Here is a 16,138-nt window from a genome sequence, read left to right as displayed (position 1 = left end):
TCGCTCCCTCGCACGTTTCTGCAATCGGTAATAATGACGGAGCACCACCTCGCCGTAACGCGCACCGCCCGGTACTATCAACTGGGTGAATTATCGGCCACTACACGGCGAATTTGGTTTGTGTGTCACGGCTACGGCCAGCTAGCCGCCTACTTCTCGCGTCACTTCGCCTTTCTTACCGAAGCCGACCCGCACACGGTTATCATTTCTCCGGAGGGACTTTCCCGGTTTTATCTTAGCGGAAACGGGGGCCGCGTGGGGGCTTCCTGGATGACCCGCGACGACCGGCTACACGAAATTGACGACCACATCGGCTTTCTCAACCAGCTGGCGGAGCAAGTGCTGGCCGCTTGCCTTACTGAGGTGCACATCACCGTACTGGGCTTTTCGCAGGGCACAGCTACCGTGAGCCGGTGGCTGACGCGGGCGCCCTTTCGGCCCGACCACCTGGTGTTGTGGGCCGGCGGTTTCCCTGAAGACCTTGATGCAGTTGCTGCTACCCGTCTGCTGCAAGGAATACACCTCACGCTTGTCGTCGGCACCGAGGATGAGTACATTTCCGCGGCTAAAATCACCGAACAGCAAGCGCAGCTGCAGCAGCTGGGAGCCTTCCCTCGCCTGCTAACTTTCAGCGGCAAACACGAACTGAACCGCGCCGTGTTGGAGGCATTGCAGCAGGTGCCGGAACCTGAATAAGCGGCCGGGAGTGTTTCAAAACCGCAGTTAATGACTTTACTTGCGGACGATAGTAGTCGCGGCACCCTGCGCCCCGGCCAATACCAACACCTCGGCAATGGTCACGTGTGGGGGGCGCGTTACCATAAAAACAATGACGTCGGCAATATCCTCGGGACGCAAGGGCTCAAAGCCCTCGTATACTTTGGCGGCTCGGGCGTCATCGCCCTTGAAGCGAACCTGCGAAAACTCGGTTTCTACGGCGCCAGGGTTCACCTCAGCCACCCGCACGCCCGTGGGCAGCAAGTCCAAGCGCATGGTTTTGGTGAGCATGGCCACCGCCGCTTTGCTTGCGCAGTACACGTTGCCGTTGGCGTAGGCTTCCTGCCCCGCTACCGAACCCACGTTTATAATAAACCCGGTTTGGCGCGCCGTCATGCCCGGCAGCAAGGCCTGTGTCACGTTCAGCAAGCCCCGCACGTTGGCGTCGAGCATCTGGTCCCAGTCGGCGGGGTCGCCAGTCTGAATTGGGGCCAAGCCATGCGCTCCGCCCGCGTTGTTCACCAGCACATCGGGCGCTTGCAGTTCGGCGGGCAGCGTAGCCACTGCTGCCTGCACCGCGGCCCGGTCGCGCACATCAAACACCAGCGGGTGCACCGGCACGGGCGCCAGTTGGGCGGCTAGCTCCTCCAGGCGTTCGCGCCTCCGCCCGGTAATCACTAGCTGGTAGCCGGCTCCGGCCAGCGCTACGGCAGTGGCACGGCCAATTCCCGAAGAAGCTCCCGTGATAAATGCAGTCTTCATTGGTGGTAGTTGCGGGCCAACGGCCCTGTGTACAGCAAAGCCGACGGCCTCTTCGGCCGCCTAAGGCTAGTTCTGAATGTTGAGGTAAAGCGTCACCGAATTGGTGGTCATGCTTTGCAAGCTGCGGCTGAACACGTCGCGGTCCGTGGGCACCAGCAAATTGCGCAGGCCGTGCGAAAAACGCAGTTCCGGTGCCAGCTTAAACAACGGATAAAACAAATCGAGTCCAACGCCATATTCAAGCGTGAGGTCGCTGTTGAGGGCCCGCAGCTGGTTGCGCAACGGGTCGCTGCGGCGATTGCTGGCCGTCAAGCTGGGGCTAAGGCCGGCAATCATGTACACACGGCTGTTGCGGCGGCGGTCCGATTGGTACTTGAGCAGCACCGGAAACTGAATTACCGTGGAAGTCACTTCCTGGGTCACAATGGAATCCGGGTTGGGGTATCGCCGCGGGGTGAATTCCACCTTGCGCGTCAAGAACGTAACGCCCGGTGCAAAGCGCAGAACAAACGGCGAAGTTGCATTGCCTAGGCGCGCATCGCCAATGAACCCTACGCCCAAACTCGGGCTAATGATGGAGTTGGCAATGATGTTGCGCTTGTTGATGTACCGGTCCGACTGCTCGATGAGGAAGCGGGAAGCACTAAAGCCCAGGTACATGCCCGGGTGAAACCACCGGTCGTCGTAGGCCGGCAGGTTTTTCACCGTAATGGACTTCACGGTGCCGCCCTTGCCGCGCGTGGCCTTCGAGCTGGATTTGCGCTGCGCAAATGCCGCGGTAGGCACCAGCAGTCCCAGCATGCCCAACAGGGCAAGACGCTTTACTTGTGCGCCGTGTAAATGGAGCTGATACCGAATGTGAGTGGTTGCCATGCAGGTTCTTTAAAACCGACTTTGGCCAAAATGGCTAGGAAGTCGGGGCCGTCGGGGAATGCCTGCACCGAAGCGGGCAGGTACGTATATGCCGATTGGTCTTTGGAAATCAATTTGCCAAAGACTGGCAGCACCCGACGGAAGTAAAAATTATAGGCTTGCTTGAGCGGAAACGCCGTGGGCTTGCTGAATTCCAGGATAACGAGCTTGCCGCCCGGCCGCAGCACGCGCAGCATCTCGGCCAGCCCCGCCTCTAGGTGCGCAAAGTTGCGCACACCAAACGAAGCCGTGACGGCATCGAATTCACCGTCCTTAAACGGTAGGTTTTCCGAATCCCCCAACTCGAGCTGAATGCGGTTTCCAAGGCCCTTGGCCGCCAGTTTCTTGCGGCCTACCGCCAGCATGCCTTCCGAAATATCCACGCCCGTCACGTGGGCATCGGAGGCGGCGGTGCGCAGGGTTTCAATGGCGAAATCGGCCGTGCCGGTGGCAATATCCAGAATGCGCGCCGGACGCAGCGTTTTCAACTCATCCACGGCTTTGCGCCGCCAATAGATGTCGGTGCCAGCGCTAAGGAAATGGTTGAGGAAATCGTATTTGCCCGCGATGGAGTTAAACATCTGGGCAACCTGCGATTTCTTATCGGCGGAATTGTCTTTGTAAGGTACTACGGCCATGAGCGGGCGCAAAGAACGGTAATGAAGCGAGAAAATTGTATTCCCCCAACGCCCAACGGGGCAGGATTGTTAACGAATCGGGGAGCAAAGAAGGCAGAGGATGCGTTCAGAGCCCATAAAAAAAGCGGGCCGGACAATTTGCCCGGCCCGCTCCCCTATTTACTGGCCTGATTGACTAGTCAACTTTGGTCTTGATTTTGGTTTTGTCGCCGTTGGCGTCCTTGGCTTTGCCATCCAACTCACCGTTTTTGGTTTTGGTTTTGGTTTCCTCACCGTCGGGGCCTTCGGTTTTCACCTTCACTTTGTCAGAGTCCTCGTCCACTTTGGTTTTCACCTTGGTGCCGTCGGCCATCTTCACCTTGCTCTTGCCGGGGGTCAGCGGGGCGGCAGTGCCGGACGTGCCAACGTAGGTAGAGTCGGAGGTCGTAGTGGTGGTGGTGCCAGCGCCAGTAGTACCTGCGCCAGTAGCGCCAGTGGTTGGCATCGACTGGCCTTCGGCCAATACGGGCTTGAACTCGGCACGACGGTTAAGCTGCATGTTTTCGGGCGAATCGTTTGGCGCAGCCGGACGACGCTCGCCGTAGCTCACGGTGGTCATGCGGGTTTCGGCAATGCCCTGCTTCTTGAGATAGTTGTAAGCAGCCTCCGCACGGTTCTGGCCCAGTACCATGTTGTACTCGTCGGTGTTGCGCGAGTCGCAGTGGCCTTCAATCGAGATATTGATGCCGGGAGTGGCCTTCAGGATTGTGGTCAGGTTGTTGAGCTCCGTAATCGACTCGGGACGCAGCTTGTACTTGTCGGTATCGAAGTAGATGCTCTTGTAAGCGTAAGTACCGGTCGTATCGATGTAGTTCACGTAGAAATTCTTCGTGATTACAGTCGAGTCGTTGGTCGAAACCGGAACCGCAAACTCTTGCGTTTCGATGTTCTGACCATCCTTGCTAACGGCGACCTGATAGGTCCGGCCCGAAAGAACCGCTACTTGGTAAGCACCGTCGGGCTTGGTGATGTCACGGAAGCTCAGGGCCGTTTTGTCGGCTTGGGCACCGCTGAATACCAGCTCTACGCCGGGAATCACCGTCGTGCTGTCGCGCGACGAGAACACCTTACCTTGGATAATGGCATTTTTGATGTAGTTGATGGTGTAGATGTCCTTCTCACCGTAGCCCCCGATGCGATAGCTGCTCAGGTAAGCATACGAGCCATCGGGGCTCAAGCGGTAATAGGAGTCATCATCGGGCGTGTTCACGGGGTAGCCCATGTTCTCAGCCGTGCCCCAACGACGGGTTTCGGCGTTGTATTCCGACTTGAAAATGTCGTAGCCGCCCATCGTGTTGTGACCACGCGACGAGAAGTACAACGTTTTGCCGTCGCGGCTCAGGTACGGGCTGTCGTCGTCGTAGCGCGTGTTGATGACGCCACCGAGCGATTTGGCCGGACCGAAGTCGCCATTTACGTCCGAACGAGTCGAAACGTACAAGTCCAGCGTACCATCTTCCGAATAGCGGCCGGTTGAGAAATAAAGCGTCAATCCATCGGGCGTGATGTAAGCGTCGCCTTCGTAGGATTTGGAGTTGATGTTGCTTCCCAAAGGCTTGGGAGCCGACCACCCACCGGTAGCGCTGCGCTCGGCTACAAAGATGTCGCCGTTGTTATCGTTACGGTACATCAACAGCTTGCTGTCGTTGTCGAACAGCTGAGTCGAAGCGTCGTGGCCTTTGCCGTTCAGGGCCGCGCTCAGCGAGCGGGGAGCTTCCCAGTTTTCGTCGTCGACGCGCTTGGTCTCGAAGATGTCTTCGTAGTACTCGCCGTCGGCAGCAATGCTCTTGTTCTTTTTGTCGCTGGGGTTGCCGGTCGCGCCCGTCACTTTCTCGCCGCGCGAGGTGAAGAGCAGCATTTTGTCATCCGACGAAATAACGGGGCTGTGCTCCGAAAACTGCGTGTTGATGGTCGGGCCCAGGTTTTTCACGAAGATGTCCTTGGGCGAGTTGAACTGCACCTTGGCATTCTTGCTGTGCTGAATCAGCTGGGCCAGTTCCTCTTTGCGCTGGTCGTTCTTTTTCAGCGTGGCGTTGTAGGCCTGGAAATGCGCTACTGCTTCGTCGAAGTTGTAGTTGAGGTGGTCTACCCGGCCCAACCAGTACTCCACGTCCTTCGAAACCTTCGGCTTCAGCTTTTGCGCCTTGTAGATGTAGTCGCTGGCCTTTTCCTTGTCAAATGACATGTAGGAAATACCGGCGTTGAACAGCGCTTTGGCGTTGTTCGGGTCTTTTGCCAATACCTTTTCGTAGAACGGAAGGGCGGCGCGGTAATTTTCCTGCTCGAAGAACTTGTTGCCGGTCTTGAGGTCCTTACGCGTGCTTTGCGCCTGGGCCGGAGAGGCGATAGCGGCGGTGAGGGCAACGGCGCACGACGCTTGCAGTAACCTTCTGGATAAGTTGTCCATTGGAGGAGAAGTTTGAAAAAAAGAAATTTCTGAAGGGATTGTACTCGGAAAACACGCGGCGTAGACTATGACAGGGACAGCGCGTTAATTTTTGGGCTTATACTGAAAAAGTGGGGCAGGGTTAGGCTTTCAACCGGCTTTGCAGAAAAAGTAACCGTACCGAAGGCTGACGGCACCGCACACTTCGCCACGTCAAAGGCAGGACAATGACGTGCAAAGATAGGTTTTTTGCTTGCGAAAAGCGGTTTTAGACAAAATTTCGGCCATTCAGGAACACCTAAATCCACGAGCAGCGGCTTGCGGGTTTGGCAGGCATGCTGCGCAAATATAGAAGCATCAACTAAATAGCCATTCAAACGCGGTTTTTTATTTAGTTCCTCTAGCCCCTGCTTTAGGATGTAATTTTGCAACAGCTTCCCATTTGCCAATTGCTTATTTACCTGCCAACCAATGATTATTCGTGATGCTCGCTTTCTAACCAGTAATTCGAGGGCTGACTTATGTCCTGAGCCCACGCTGCCGGAGTACGCTTTCATTGGCCGTTCCAACGTGGGTAAGTCTTCGCTTATTAATATGCTAACGGGGCGCAACGGCTTGGCCAAAACCTCGTCATCGCCCGGTAAAACGCAGTTGATAAACCATTTTGTAATTAATGATGACTGGTTTTTGGTCGATTTACCAGGCTATGGTTACGCCAAAGTGAGCAAAACCTCGCGTGCCGAATGGGCGCGGATGATTAATTACTACCTGCGCCAACGGCCCAATCTGATGTGCGTGTGCGTCCTCATCGATTCGCGGCACGCACCGCAGCCGGCCGACTTGGAGTTCATGGAAAAGCTCGGCGAGGAAGGCATTCCCTTCGTGATGATATTTACGAAGACGGACAAGCAGTCGACTGCACAAACCAAAGCTTTGGTGACCTCCTACCTGGCAAAAATGAGCGAAACCTGGGACGAGTTGCCCCGTTACTTTCAAACCTCGGCGGAAACCGCTCAGGGGCGCGAGGAAGTGCTGGACTTCATTGCCGAAGTGAATAAGGAATGGGTGGCCGGTGCCGAGAGCAATTCGTAAATTGGCCCTGTAATTGCCAGTAGCGGCGGGCCCAAGTCGGGCGCTACCTTCCAGTCTCATTCCTTCCTTTATAATGAACATGTTTCAGAAACCATCTTTTCCGCAGCTGGCACTTGGCCTGCTGCTGGCGGCCGCCGCTCCCGCCGCGGCCCAAACCGCTCCCAACACCCAGCCCGCCACACCACCAGCCGCCGAAAAAGGCGCGGGCCTCGGCGCGGCGGGCAAGGTCATTCCGGTGGCTGAATACTACGAAGGCGGCCAGGCTGCGATGTACGACTTTATTGCGAAGGAGCTGAAATATCCCCTTACGGCCAAGCGCAACCGCATTCAGGGCCAGTGCATCGTGAGCTTCACCCTGAATCCCGACGGTACCATGCAAGGCGTGAAACTGGTGAAGCAGGTGGGCGGCGGCACCGGCGAAGAAGCGTTGCGCGTGGTGCGCCTGCTCAAATTCAAGAAGCCGGAATACCCGATTCTCACCAGCCTACCCATTGTGTTCAAGCTTGGCGTGACGGGCTCGAACGCGACGGGAGGAGAATAACGCTTAATTTTGGTTGAGAAATGACGGTGAGGAAGGGCTTCTGGCGCGTGCGCTGCCCTCTTTTCCTTTTGTTCATTCCTTAGTCTCCATTCATTAATAAGTAAGATGCCCTACGAACTGCAAGAGTTGGCCGCCATCAGCGGTATGCCCGGTCTCTACCGCTTGGTGCGCGCTGCCCGCCACGGTGTACTGGTGGAAAGCCTCGACGAGAAAGCGACCCGCACCCTGGCCCCGGCCCGCAATAAAGTGTCGCTCCTGTCGGAGATTTCCATTTACACCCAAGACCCCGAAGAGACGGTGCCCCTGACGGAAGCGTTCGAACGCATCTACCAAAAGCACGGCGCTTCGGCACCGGTCACGTCCAAATCGAGCGAAACCGAACTGACCGACTTCATGGCCAGCGTAATTCCCGATTACGACCGCGACCGGGTGTACCTATCCGATATCAAGAAGCTGGCCAGTTGGTTCGGCATCGTGAGCAAGCACGTTCCTTACCAAGAAGCCGTGGCTCCGGCCGCTCAGGAAGCAGAAGCGACCGAAGAAGCGCCCAAAGCCAAGCGCAAATCAGCCAAGGCCGACACGGATGAGTCCGCAGAAGAAGCCGGCACCGAAGAGACTGACGCAACCGCGAAAAAAAGCCGTAAAAAGGCAGAATAAACGCCATTGAGACCAAACAAAAGGGCCGGTCCTAGTGGTAGGACCGGCCCTTTTGTTTGGTCTCAATGGCTCTACTTTGCAGGTACGGCTTTGGCTTGCTTCTCCTTCGCTAGGTAGGCTTCGGCTGTCTCCACCAGTTCCTTGCTGCCGATGAAAACGGGGCACCGCTCATGGGGCGTTTTGGGCTCAATTTCCATGGTGCGCTGGTAGCCGTTGGAGCTTTTGCCGCCGGCTTGCTCCACGATGAAAGCCAGCGGGTTGCACTCGTACATGAGGCGCAGCTTGCCCTGCGGGCTTTTGGCCGTGGCGGGGTAAATGTAGATGCCGCCCTTGAGCAGGTTGCGGTGAAAATCGGCCACCAGCGAGCCAATGTAGCGGGCTGAGAAGCTGTTGTCTTTGCAGTGCTTCACGAAGGCAGCCACGCCAGGTGCGAAAGAGTCGGAGCTGCCTTCGTTGATGGAATAGATGGCGCCGGTTTTGGGCGTCTGAATGTCGGGGTGGGAAAGAAAAAACTCGCCCAACGAATGCTCGTAAGTGAAGCCGTTCACGCCGTTGCCGGTCGTGTACACCAGCATGGTGCTGGAGCCGTAGATGACGTAGCCGGCGGCCACCTGGTGGGTGCCGGGCTGCAGGCAGTCGGCGGCGGTGCCCTCGCGGCCGGTAGGCGACACGCGACGGTAGATGCTGAAAATGGTGCCGATGCTCACGTTCACGTCAATGTTCGACGAGCCGTCGAGCGGGTCGATGGCCACCACGTACTTGCCCTGGTTGTTGCCGGTCTGAATCATTTCGTCGTCTTCTTCCGAAATGATGGTGCAGACCTCGCCCCCGTTGCGCAGCGCCCGAATGAAACGGATGTTGGCAATAACGTCCAGCTTCTGCTGGTCTTCGCCCTGCACGTTGCGGTTGCCGTAGGCGCCCGCGATGTCGATGAGGCCCGAACGGTTGATTTCACGGTTGACAATCTTGGCAGCCAAGGCAATGTCGCGCAGCAGCTGCGACAATTCTCCCGTGGCGTAGGGAAAATCCTCCTGCTTGCGCATGATGAAACGGTCGAGGGTAGTGCCGACGGGCAGGGCCAGTTTGTTGTGGTCCATAAAAAGAGTTGAGTGGGAAAGCTTCGGGCAAATTTACCCGGTTCCCAGCGAGAAAGCTACTTTCCCTCACAATACCGCTCCTAGTAATCCGGAAACCGCAGCCCACTGCCCCAAAGCCGCAGCGAATGGACCGAAAAGGCGCCTTTCGGCTTAGCTGCCTACTTTTGGGTCCTATGAAGGAGTTAACGGGCTTACAGGTCTTCAAATTTGGCGGTGCCTCGGTGAAAGATGCGGCGGCTATTCTCAACCTTTTCTCAATTGTAGAGCACAGTGGTCCGGGTCCCTTGGTCATTGTGGTGTCGGCGATGGGCAAAACAACCAATGCGCTGGAAAGCATCTTTCATCTCGCCTACTCCGGCCAAGAATACGCTGCTGAACTTGCGGCCCTGACTGACTACCATCGGCAGGTAATCAGGAATCTGGACAGCGAAATAACTACGGCCGGCAAGGATGTAGAGGAGTTGTTGGCGGCATTAGCCCAACAGCTCGCTTCCATTAATCCGCGAGAGGACTACGATTGGCAATACGACCAAACTATCTGCTATGGCGAGCTGCTGGCCACGCGCATCGTTGCAGATGTAGTAGGCGGCCAGTGGGTTGACTGCCGTACTCTGATTAAAACCGATGAAAACTGGCGTGAAGGCCGCGTTGACTGGGCCAGCAGCGAACAGAACACCCAGCAAGTGCTGACTGCAGAACTAGCGGCGGGGCCAATAAATGTGGTCACGCAGGGATTCCTCGGAGGCACGGCCGACGGCCGCACCACCACCCTGGGCCGGGAAGGCTCCGACTATACGGCCGCAATATTGGCTTATTGCCTGCGAGCAGAAAGCGTCACCATCTGGAAAGACGTAGCCGGCCTGCTCAACGCCGACCCCAAGCTCTTCCCCAATACGGTGCGCTACCCGGAAATCAGCTACCGCGAAACCATTGAAATGGCGTATTACGGCGCCTCGGTTATTCACCCCAAAACCCTGAAACCGCTGGCTGACCGTGGCATTCCGCTGCGCGTGAAGTCTTTTGTAGACCCTGAAGCGCCGGGCACGCTTATTCACGACTGCCAGCACCCGGCGTTAGCTCCGGCCTTCATCTGTAAGCCGGACCAATGCCTGCTTTCTTTCGAGAGCAAGGACTTTGCCTTTATATCGGAGGAAAACCTGGAGGTGATTTTTGGCGCTTTGGCCCAAGCCAAGCTTAAAATCAACGTCATGCAAAACTCGGCCATCAGCTTTTCGGTGTGTACCGATTTTTCGGAGCGCCGAGTCAATCAGTTACTCGATATCCTGCGCGAGCAGTTCACTCTGCACTACAACACCGGCTTGACGCTCTTTACCATCAAGAACTACGACACGGCCAGCATCAAGCAACTTACCGAAGGCAAACGCCTGCTGCTGGAGCAGCGCACGCGCAATACCTTCCAATTCGTCTGCCAATAACTCCCCACCGCTCGTTGCGCCTCACTCACTACTCTCCCATGGAATTCATCCTCGTTACCCCCCAGGCCCGGCCCGGCGTGGCTCTTATCCAACTGAACCGCCCAAAGGAGCTGAATGCGTTGAATCTGCAGCTGATGCTGGAAATTCGCGACGCACTCAAAGCCTTGGACGAGGACGAAGCCGTGCGCGTGGTCATCATCACAGGCAACGAGCGTGCTTTTGCGGCCGGGGCCGACATCAAGCAAATGGCCGGCAAGACGGCCATCGACATGCTCATTACCGACCAGTTCAGCACTTGGGACCAGATTCGCAAGTTCCGCAAGCCGCTGATTGGCGCTGTTTCGGGGTTTGCCTTAGGTGGCGGCTGCGAGTTGGCCATGACTTGCGACATGCTGGTGGCTTCGGAAACGGCGCAGTTTGGCCAGCCCGAAATTCGCATCGGCACCATGCCAGGCGCGGGTGGCACGCAGCGCCTCACCCGCGCCGTGGGCAAAGCCAAGGCCATGGAAATGGTGCTTACCGGCGAGTTCATCTCGGCCCAGGAAGCGCACCGCGTGGGTTTAGTAAACCGCGTGGTGCCAGTGGGGCAATACTTAGAGGAAGCCTACCGGCTGGCCGCTAGCATTGCGGCCATGTCGCCGGTAGCCGCCCGGCTGGCTAAGGAATCGGTAAACCGGGCGTTCGAAACCCATCTGGACGAAGGGCTGCATTTCGAACGCAAGAACTTCTACCTCACCTTCGCTTCGGAAGACCAGAAGGAAGGCATGGCCGCGTTTGTGGAAAAACGCAAGCCGGAATTCAAGGGACGCTAAGTAAAAAAAGTCGGCAGTAGGCACTAAAAAGCAGAACCCTTTTGGTGGTTTGCGTTTAACACCCAACTTCTAACTTTTTTTTTAATTTCCTACCATGGCAGTTCTCGTGGGCAAGCGTGCCCCTTCCTTTAAAGCCACCGCCGTCATCGACGGCACCTTCGAAGAGGATTTTTCACTGGACCGCTATTTGGGCAAAAAGCACGTCTTGTTCTACTTCTACCCTTCCGATTTCAGCCTCATCTGCCCCACCGAAATCCTCGCTTTTCAAGACCGAATTGAGGAATTTGAGCGCCGAGGCGTGGCGGTAGTGGGCTGCTCCACCGATTCGCAATACGCGCACTTGGCTTGGCAGCTGAAGCCCCGCGACAAAGGCGGCATTGCCGGTGTGAAGTACCCGCTGGTGGCTGATGCTACCAAAACGGTTTCGGCGAACTACGACGTACTAGGTGGCCACTACGACTACAACGAGCAGGGCGAGATGACCTATACGGGGTCGCCGATGGCTTACCGTGGCCTTTTTCTGATTGATAAAGACGGCATTGTGCGGCACCAGTTGGTGAACGACCGGCCCTTGGGCCGCAGCATAAATGAGGCCCTGCGCATGGTAGATGCGCTGCAGTTCTACGAGAAAAACGGCGAGGCTTGCCCCGTAGATTGGCAAGCGGACACGAATTAAACCGTTCTGCTGGCGCGCGCTGGGCTGCCATGGCGTAATTTTGGGGCTTGCTATTTCTGTATAACATTGTCTTAGGCCTCTATGGCTTGCTGCTGCGCCTGGTGGCGCCCTTCGTGCCCAGAGCGGCGGCTTGGGTGGCCGGGCGCCGCGGGCTGCTTGCCCACATCCGCCAAACCATTGGTTCGGACCCCGCGCCCCGCGTGTGGTTCCACTGTGCCTCGCTCGGTGAGTTCGAGCAGGGCCGGCCGTTGCTGGAAGCCTACCGCCAAGCTTATCCCGGCACCAAACTGGTCCTGACGTTCTATTCGCCCTCAGGCTACGAAATCCGGAAAAACTGGCCCGGAGCAGACTATATTTTCTACTTGCCACTCGACACCCAGCGCAATGCGCAGGCCTTTTTCGATGCCGTCCAGCCGCGGCTCGTGGTTTTTGTGAAGTATGAGTTCTGGTACCACTTCCTGAACGAGGCTCAACGGCGCGGTATTCCCTCAATTGTGGTATCCGCAATTTTCCGGCCCGACCAGATTTTCTTCAAGCCCTGGGGCGGGTTTTTCCGGAGCATACTCAGGAAGTTCGCCCACATTTTCACGCAGAACGAATCGGCTGCCCAACTGCTTCGGACCATCGGAATTACACAGGTGAGCGTGGCTGGCGATACCCGATTCGATACTGTGGTGGCCACCGCTGCGGCTCCATTGCGGCAGTTGCCCAATATCGAGACTTTTGTGGCAGATGGGGTGCCCGTGTTAGTGGCCGGCAGCATCTGGCCCGAAGATTTGCCCGCTTTGACGCCCCTAATGCGCGATTATGCTGGTCGTTTGCGAATCATCATGGCCACCCACGAAATCGACGAAGCAACGCTGAAAACAGTTGAGTTGAACTGGCCGGGCAAAGTAGTCCGGTACTCGAAAGCAACGCCAGAACTTTTGCACAGCGCTTCCATCTTATTAATAGATAACATTGGGCTCTTGAGTCAGCTTTACCGGTATGGCCACTACGCCTATATCGGAGGAGCTTTCGGCAAGGGGCTCCACAACACCTTAGAAGCGGCGGCATTCGGCTTACCGTTATTTTTTGGGCCTAATTATCGCAAGTTTCAGGAAGCGGTTGATTTATTGGAGCGAGGGCTGGCGTTTTCCGTTTCCGATGCCAACGAATTATCGCATCATTTTGCCCCGCTGTGGGAGGATGAAAAGCGCCGTTTACGTATTCAAGACCAAATGCTAGATTACGTTCACGGGCAAGCCGGCGCCACCCGCACCATTATGGCCGCTTTGCCCGGTCTTTCCGCCTCATGAATTCCGAACCCTCCGCTTTAGCTACCCCAAACGCCCTGCTCCACGGCACCGTCGTCAAGTCCACGGGCTCGTGGTACGTGGTGCGTGGCACCGAAACTGGCCAGCTCTACCGTTGCCGCCTGCGGGGCAAATTCAAGATTAAAGGCCTGAAAGCCAGCAATCCGCTCGCCGTGGGCGACCATGTGGAATTCACCGTCGAGGTGCAGGCGGAGGGCGCCGCGGTTATTTCCCACATAGTGCCACGCCGCAACTACATCGTGCGGCGCTCGGTGCACAAAACCGGCCACGTACACATCGTAGCCGCCAATCTGGACCAGGCGCTACTGGTCGTCACGCTCGTGTCACCGGCCACCTCGTTTGGGTTTATCGACCGGTTTTTGGTTACAGCCGAGGCCTACCACATTCCTGTCACCCTGCTCTTCAACAAAACTGACCTCTACGACGCCGACGGCTTCGAGTACCAAGCCGAAATAGCGGGCATGTACGCCAGCCTGGGCTACCCCAGCCGCACGTGCGCCGCCACCACCGGCGAGGGCGTGGCCGAAATTGACCAGCTGCTCGAAGGCAAAGTGAGCCTGTTGGCAGGCCACTCCGGTGTGGGCAAAAGCACGCTCATCAATGCCCTGGTTCCTGATTTGGACCTGAAGACAGCCGAAATCAGCGAATTTTCTGATAAAGGGGTGCACACCACTACTTTCGCCGAAATGCTGGAGGTGCGCCCTGGCACCCATATTATTGATACGCCGGGCATCAAAGAACTTGGCCTTGTGGACATGCCGCCGGCCGAACTGGCGGGCTATTTCCCCGAAATGCGCGCCTTGCTCAATCAGTGCCGCTACCACAACTGCCAGCACACGCACGAGCCCGGCTGTGCGGTGCGCGAGGCCGTAGACCAAGGCCGCATTGCCCTGCCCCGCTACGATAGCTACCTCAGCATGCTGGCCGGCGAGGACAACCGACACTAACCACTTTTAGGGTCAACGAAAAAGCCCCGCTGGTAAAACCAGCGGGGCTTTTTTACGCATTAGATGCTGTCTTACTTGGCAGCGGGCAGAATCACACCGTCGATTACGTGGGTCACGCCATTGCTCGAAATCACGTCGGCGATTTGGACGGTAGCCGGAGCATCTTTGCCATTACCTACCATCACCGCACCGTCTTTTACGGTAATGCGGAGCTTCTCACCATTTACGGTGGTCAGCTCTTGGCCGTCTTTCAAGTCGGCGGCCACTAAACGGCCGGGGATTACGTGGTAGGTGAGCACGCCGGCCAGCTTGGCCTTGCTAGCGGGGTCCATCAGGCCAGCAACAGCGCCTTGGGGAAGTTTGTCGAAGGCGGCGTTGGTGGGTGCGAAGACGGTGAAGGGACCGGGGCCGCTCAGGGTTTCAACGAGGCCAGCTGCTTTCACAGCCGACACCAAGGTGCTTACGCTTTTGGCACCGAGCGCATTTTCAACAATGTTTTTGTCAGCCGTCATGGCCACACCGTCAACCATTACGCCTTCGGGCTTGGCCATGCGGGCCGAGTCACCAGCCATGGCAGCAACCGAATCAGCAGGGTTTGCAGTCGTGGTGGCCGTTTCGGTGGTGGTGGTCTCGGAGCTGCAGCTAGCTAGCATGAGCGAGGTGGCCAGGGCAGCCAACAGGGGAGCAAATTGCTTTTTCATGAAAAGGGTGTGGTGAATGGGTATTGTGAAAAAATGGTTAGGTGTACTTAAGCCAATGAGGCCGTCGAGCTTACGAAGTAGGAAACCCCTTTGGATGTTTCGGCACCCCAACCGAATTCTTACCTTCGTCGTTAGGTAAGCACCACCGTGTTTACGGTTGAACCGTTTCACTCGCTAAATCCGCGATATATGAAAACTGCAGAAATCCACACCAAAAAGGGTGTAATGAAGGTTGAGTTCTACGAGCAGGACGCACCTAAAACCGTTAAGAACTTCATCGATTTGGCCGAAAAAGGCTATTACGACGGCCTGAAATTCCACCGCGTGATTCCGAATTTCGTGATTCAGGGCGGCTGCCCCAACACCCGCGCCGGCGCCAAAGGCGTGCCCGGCACCGGTGGCCCCGGCTACAAAATCGACTGCGAAACCAGCGGCAACAACCAATACCACGAGCGCGGCGCCCTCAGCATGGCCCACGCCGGCAAAAACACCGGGGGCTCGCAGTTCTTTGTGGTGCACGACCGCCAGAACACCGCCCACCTCGACCGCGTGCACACCGTGTTCGGCAAAGTGGTCGAAGGCGTTGAGGTTATCGACCAGATTCAGGCCAACGACGAAATCGAGAAGATTGTAGTGAAAGAGGCGTAATAACTTGCCGTCCTAAAAACACAAAAACGTCATGCTGAGCGTAGCCGAAGCATCTCGCGTGGTGCAGTAAACTCAATCATTAGGATTAGTGACTGCACGCGAGATGCTTCGGCTACGCTCAGCATGACGTTCTTTTTCTGTGCTTTTCTATTTTTTCCCCGGAGTCGGGTTCTCAATTTCCCGCACCAACTCGCCGTACCAACCTTCACCGTATTTGCGGATGAGCGGGTCTTTCAGAAACTGGTACACCTTCACCCCCAGCGTGCTGCCAAAAGAGCAGGCTGGATTGCAGATTCCCCACCGGTCATAGTTCAGGGCATCGAACCCGTCGTATTTGGTGATGCGGATTGGGTACAGGTGGCAGCTGATGGGTTTTTTGAACGTGGTGGCGCCGGCCAGATAGGCCTGCTCGATGCCGCATTTGAGGATGCCGCGCTCGTCGTAGAGCGCATAGGCGCACTCCTTGTCGTCAATCGTTGTTGTACTGAAGTCGCCCTCCCAGTCCTTGATGTAAAGGCCCTGGGCCTCGATGGCCGCACGGCCCGCATCGGTGAGGAAGGGTTTGATGTTGGCGTATTCCTGCTCCAGAATTTTCAATTCGGGTTCTTCGAGCGGCGCGCCGAGGTCGCCCTCCACGCAGCAGGCGCCTTTGCAGGCTTCGAGGTTGCAGACGAAAAAGTTGTCGGCGATGTCGTCGGAGATGACCGTTTCTTGAATAATAATCATTAGTACAAAGATAACCCCGGCAACGGGGCCAGAAA

General features: G+C 56.8%; 18 protein-coding genes. 10 read left to right on the top strand and 8 right to left on the bottom strand.

The features are described 5' to 3' along the window. Positions 1 to 33 precede the first annotated feature (33 nt). Positions 34 to 696, top strand: coding sequence for an alpha/beta hydrolase (locus I2I05_RS09040; protein ID WP_196281905.1), 663 nt, complete (start codon positions 34 to 36; stop codon positions 694 to 696). Positions 697 to 732: 36 nt separating this feature from the next. Here the strand turns inward: I2I05_RS09040 and I2I05_RS09035 are convergent, their stop codons facing one another. From I2I05_RS09035 to I2I05_RS09015, 5 genes are all read right to left on the bottom strand, one after another. Further along, entirely contained in the window at positions 733 to 1,479 is a 747-nt protein-coding gene (locus I2I05_RS09035; protein ID WP_196281904.1) for an SDR family NAD(P)-dependent oxidoreductase, read from the bottom strand. Between the two features lie 66 nt (positions 1,480 to 1,545). Beyond that, positions 1,546 to 2,352: a type IX secretion/gliding motility protein PorT/SprT gene (porT, locus tag I2I05_RS09030; protein WP_196281903.1), complete on the bottom strand. Its 807-nt coding sequence runs from the start codon at positions 2,350 to 2,352 to the stop codon at positions 1,546 to 1,548. Beyond that, positions 2,301 to 3,029, bottom strand: a complete 729-nt coding sequence (gene ubiE / locus I2I05_RS09025) for a bifunctional demethylmenaquinone methyltransferase/2-methoxy-6-polyprenyl-1,4-benzoquinol methylase UbiE (protein ID WP_196281902.1) — start codon at positions 3,027 to 3,029, stop codon at positions 2,301 to 2,303. The genes porT and ubiE overlap by 52 nt, the downstream gene beginning before the upstream one ends. A 175-nt stretch (positions 3,030 to 3,204) precedes the next feature. After that, positions 3,205 to 5,475 carry an OmpA family protein gene (locus tag I2I05_RS09020; protein WP_196281901.1) on the bottom strand — a complete coding sequence of 757 codons (2,271 nt, stop codon included), beginning with the start codon at positions 5,473 to 5,475 and terminating at the stop codon, positions 3,205 to 3,207. A gap of 65 nt (positions 5,476 to 5,540) precedes the next feature. Then, positions 5,541 to 6,011 (bottom strand): hypothetical protein, encoded by a 471-nt coding sequence (locus tag I2I05_RS09015; RefSeq protein WP_196282047.1) that lies wholly within the window; start codon positions 6,009 to 6,011, stop codon positions 5,541 to 5,543. Here I2I05_RS09015 and yihA point away from each other — a divergent pair. The 3 genes from yihA (at position 5,926) to I2I05_RS09000 (ending at position 7,744) form a co-directional block, all read left to right on the top strand. Then, the gene (gene yihA / locus I2I05_RS09010) at positions 5,926 to 6,546 is read left to right on the top strand and encodes a ribosome biogenesis GTP-binding protein YihA/YsxC (protein WP_196281900.1); all 621 of its coding nucleotides are present in this window, start codon (positions 5,926 to 5,928) and stop codon (positions 6,544 to 6,546) included. The two genes, I2I05_RS09015 and yihA, sit on opposite strands and share 86 nt — an antisense overlap. A gap of 73 nt (positions 6,547 to 6,619) precedes the next feature. Further along, complete coding sequence (locus I2I05_RS09005; RefSeq protein WP_230688232.1) at positions 6,620 to 7,087, top strand: energy transducer TonB; 468 nt, start codon at positions 6,620 to 6,622, stop codon at positions 7,085 to 7,087. A 105-nt stretch (positions 7,088 to 7,192) separates the two neighbouring features. Next, the gene (locus tag I2I05_RS09000; protein ID WP_196281899.1) at positions 7,193 to 7,744 is read left to right on the top strand and encodes a DUF5606 family protein; all 552 of its coding nucleotides are present in this window, start codon (positions 7,193 to 7,195) and stop codon (positions 7,742 to 7,744) included. Positions 7,745 to 7,815: 71 nt separating this feature from the next. Here I2I05_RS09000 and fbp read toward each other — a convergent pair whose 3' ends face one another. Continuing rightward, positions 7,816 to 8,841, bottom strand: a complete 1,026-nt coding sequence (fbp, locus tag I2I05_RS08995) for a class 1 fructose-bisphosphatase (protein WP_196281898.1) — start codon at positions 8,839 to 8,841, stop codon at positions 7,816 to 7,818. Positions 8,842 to 9,014: 173 nt separating this feature from the next. Between fbp and I2I05_RS08990 the strand changes: the two genes are divergently transcribed. From I2I05_RS08990 to rsgA, 5 genes are all read left to right on the top strand, one after another. Continuing rightward, positions 9,015 to 10,277 carry an aspartate kinase gene (locus tag I2I05_RS08990; RefSeq protein WP_196281897.1) on the top strand — a complete coding sequence of 421 codons (1,263 nt, stop codon included), beginning with the start codon at positions 9,015 to 9,017 and terminating at the stop codon, positions 10,275 to 10,277. 38 nt (positions 10,278 to 10,315) lie between these two features. Beyond that, positions 10,316 to 11,089: an enoyl-CoA hydratase-related protein gene (locus tag I2I05_RS08985; protein WP_196281896.1), complete on the top strand. Its 774-nt coding sequence runs from the start codon at positions 10,316 to 10,318 to the stop codon at positions 11,087 to 11,089. A gap of 94 nt (positions 11,090 to 11,183) precedes the next feature. Next, a complete protein-coding gene (locus I2I05_RS08980) occupies positions 11,184 to 11,765 on the top strand; it encodes a peroxiredoxin (RefSeq protein WP_196281895.1) in 582 nt (193 codons plus the stop codon). Between the two features lie 101 nt (positions 11,766 to 11,866). After that, on the top strand, positions 11,867 to 13,063 hold the full coding sequence (locus tag I2I05_RS08975; protein WP_317192336.1) for a 3-deoxy-D-manno-octulosonic acid transferase: 1,197 nt from the start codon (positions 11,867 to 11,869) through the stop codon (positions 13,061 to 13,063). Next, positions 13,060 to 14,028 (top strand): ribosome small subunit-dependent GTPase A, encoded by a 969-nt coding sequence (gene rsgA / locus I2I05_RS08970; protein WP_196281893.1) that lies wholly within the window; start codon positions 13,060 to 13,062, stop codon positions 14,026 to 14,028. Before I2I05_RS08975 ends, rsgA begins: the two co-directional genes overlap by 4 nt. A gap of 71 nt (positions 14,029 to 14,099) precedes the next feature. Here the strand turns inward: rsgA and I2I05_RS08965 are convergent, their stop codons facing one another. Further along, a complete protein-coding gene (locus I2I05_RS08965) occupies positions 14,100 to 14,729 on the bottom strand; it encodes a fasciclin domain-containing protein (RefSeq protein WP_196281892.1) in 630 nt (209 codons plus the stop codon). 189 nt (positions 14,730 to 14,918) lie between these two features. Here I2I05_RS08965 and I2I05_RS08960 point away from each other — a divergent pair, with 189 nt between their 5' ends. Next, entirely contained in the window at positions 14,919 to 15,377 is a 459-nt protein-coding gene (locus tag I2I05_RS08960) for a peptidylprolyl isomerase (RefSeq protein WP_196281891.1), read from the top strand. 147 nt (positions 15,378 to 15,524) lie between these two features. On the opposite strand, the gene I2I05_RS08955 is transcribed toward I2I05_RS08960, so the two are convergent. Continuing rightward, on the bottom strand, positions 15,525 to 16,103 hold the full coding sequence (locus I2I05_RS08955; protein WP_196281890.1) for a DUF3109 family protein: 579 nt from the start codon (positions 16,101 to 16,103) through the stop codon (positions 15,525 to 15,527). Positions 16,104 to 16,138 lie beyond the last annotated feature (35 nt).

The sequence above is a fragment of the Hymenobacter jeongseonensis genome, assembly GCF_015694725.1.
Lineage (GTDB): Bacteria > Bacteroidota > Bacteroidia > Cytophagales > Hymenobacteraceae > Hymenobacter > Hymenobacter jeongseonensis.
Note: the sequence above shows the minus strand (reverse complement) of the source record. Positions and strands in the feature narration are given on the sequence as shown.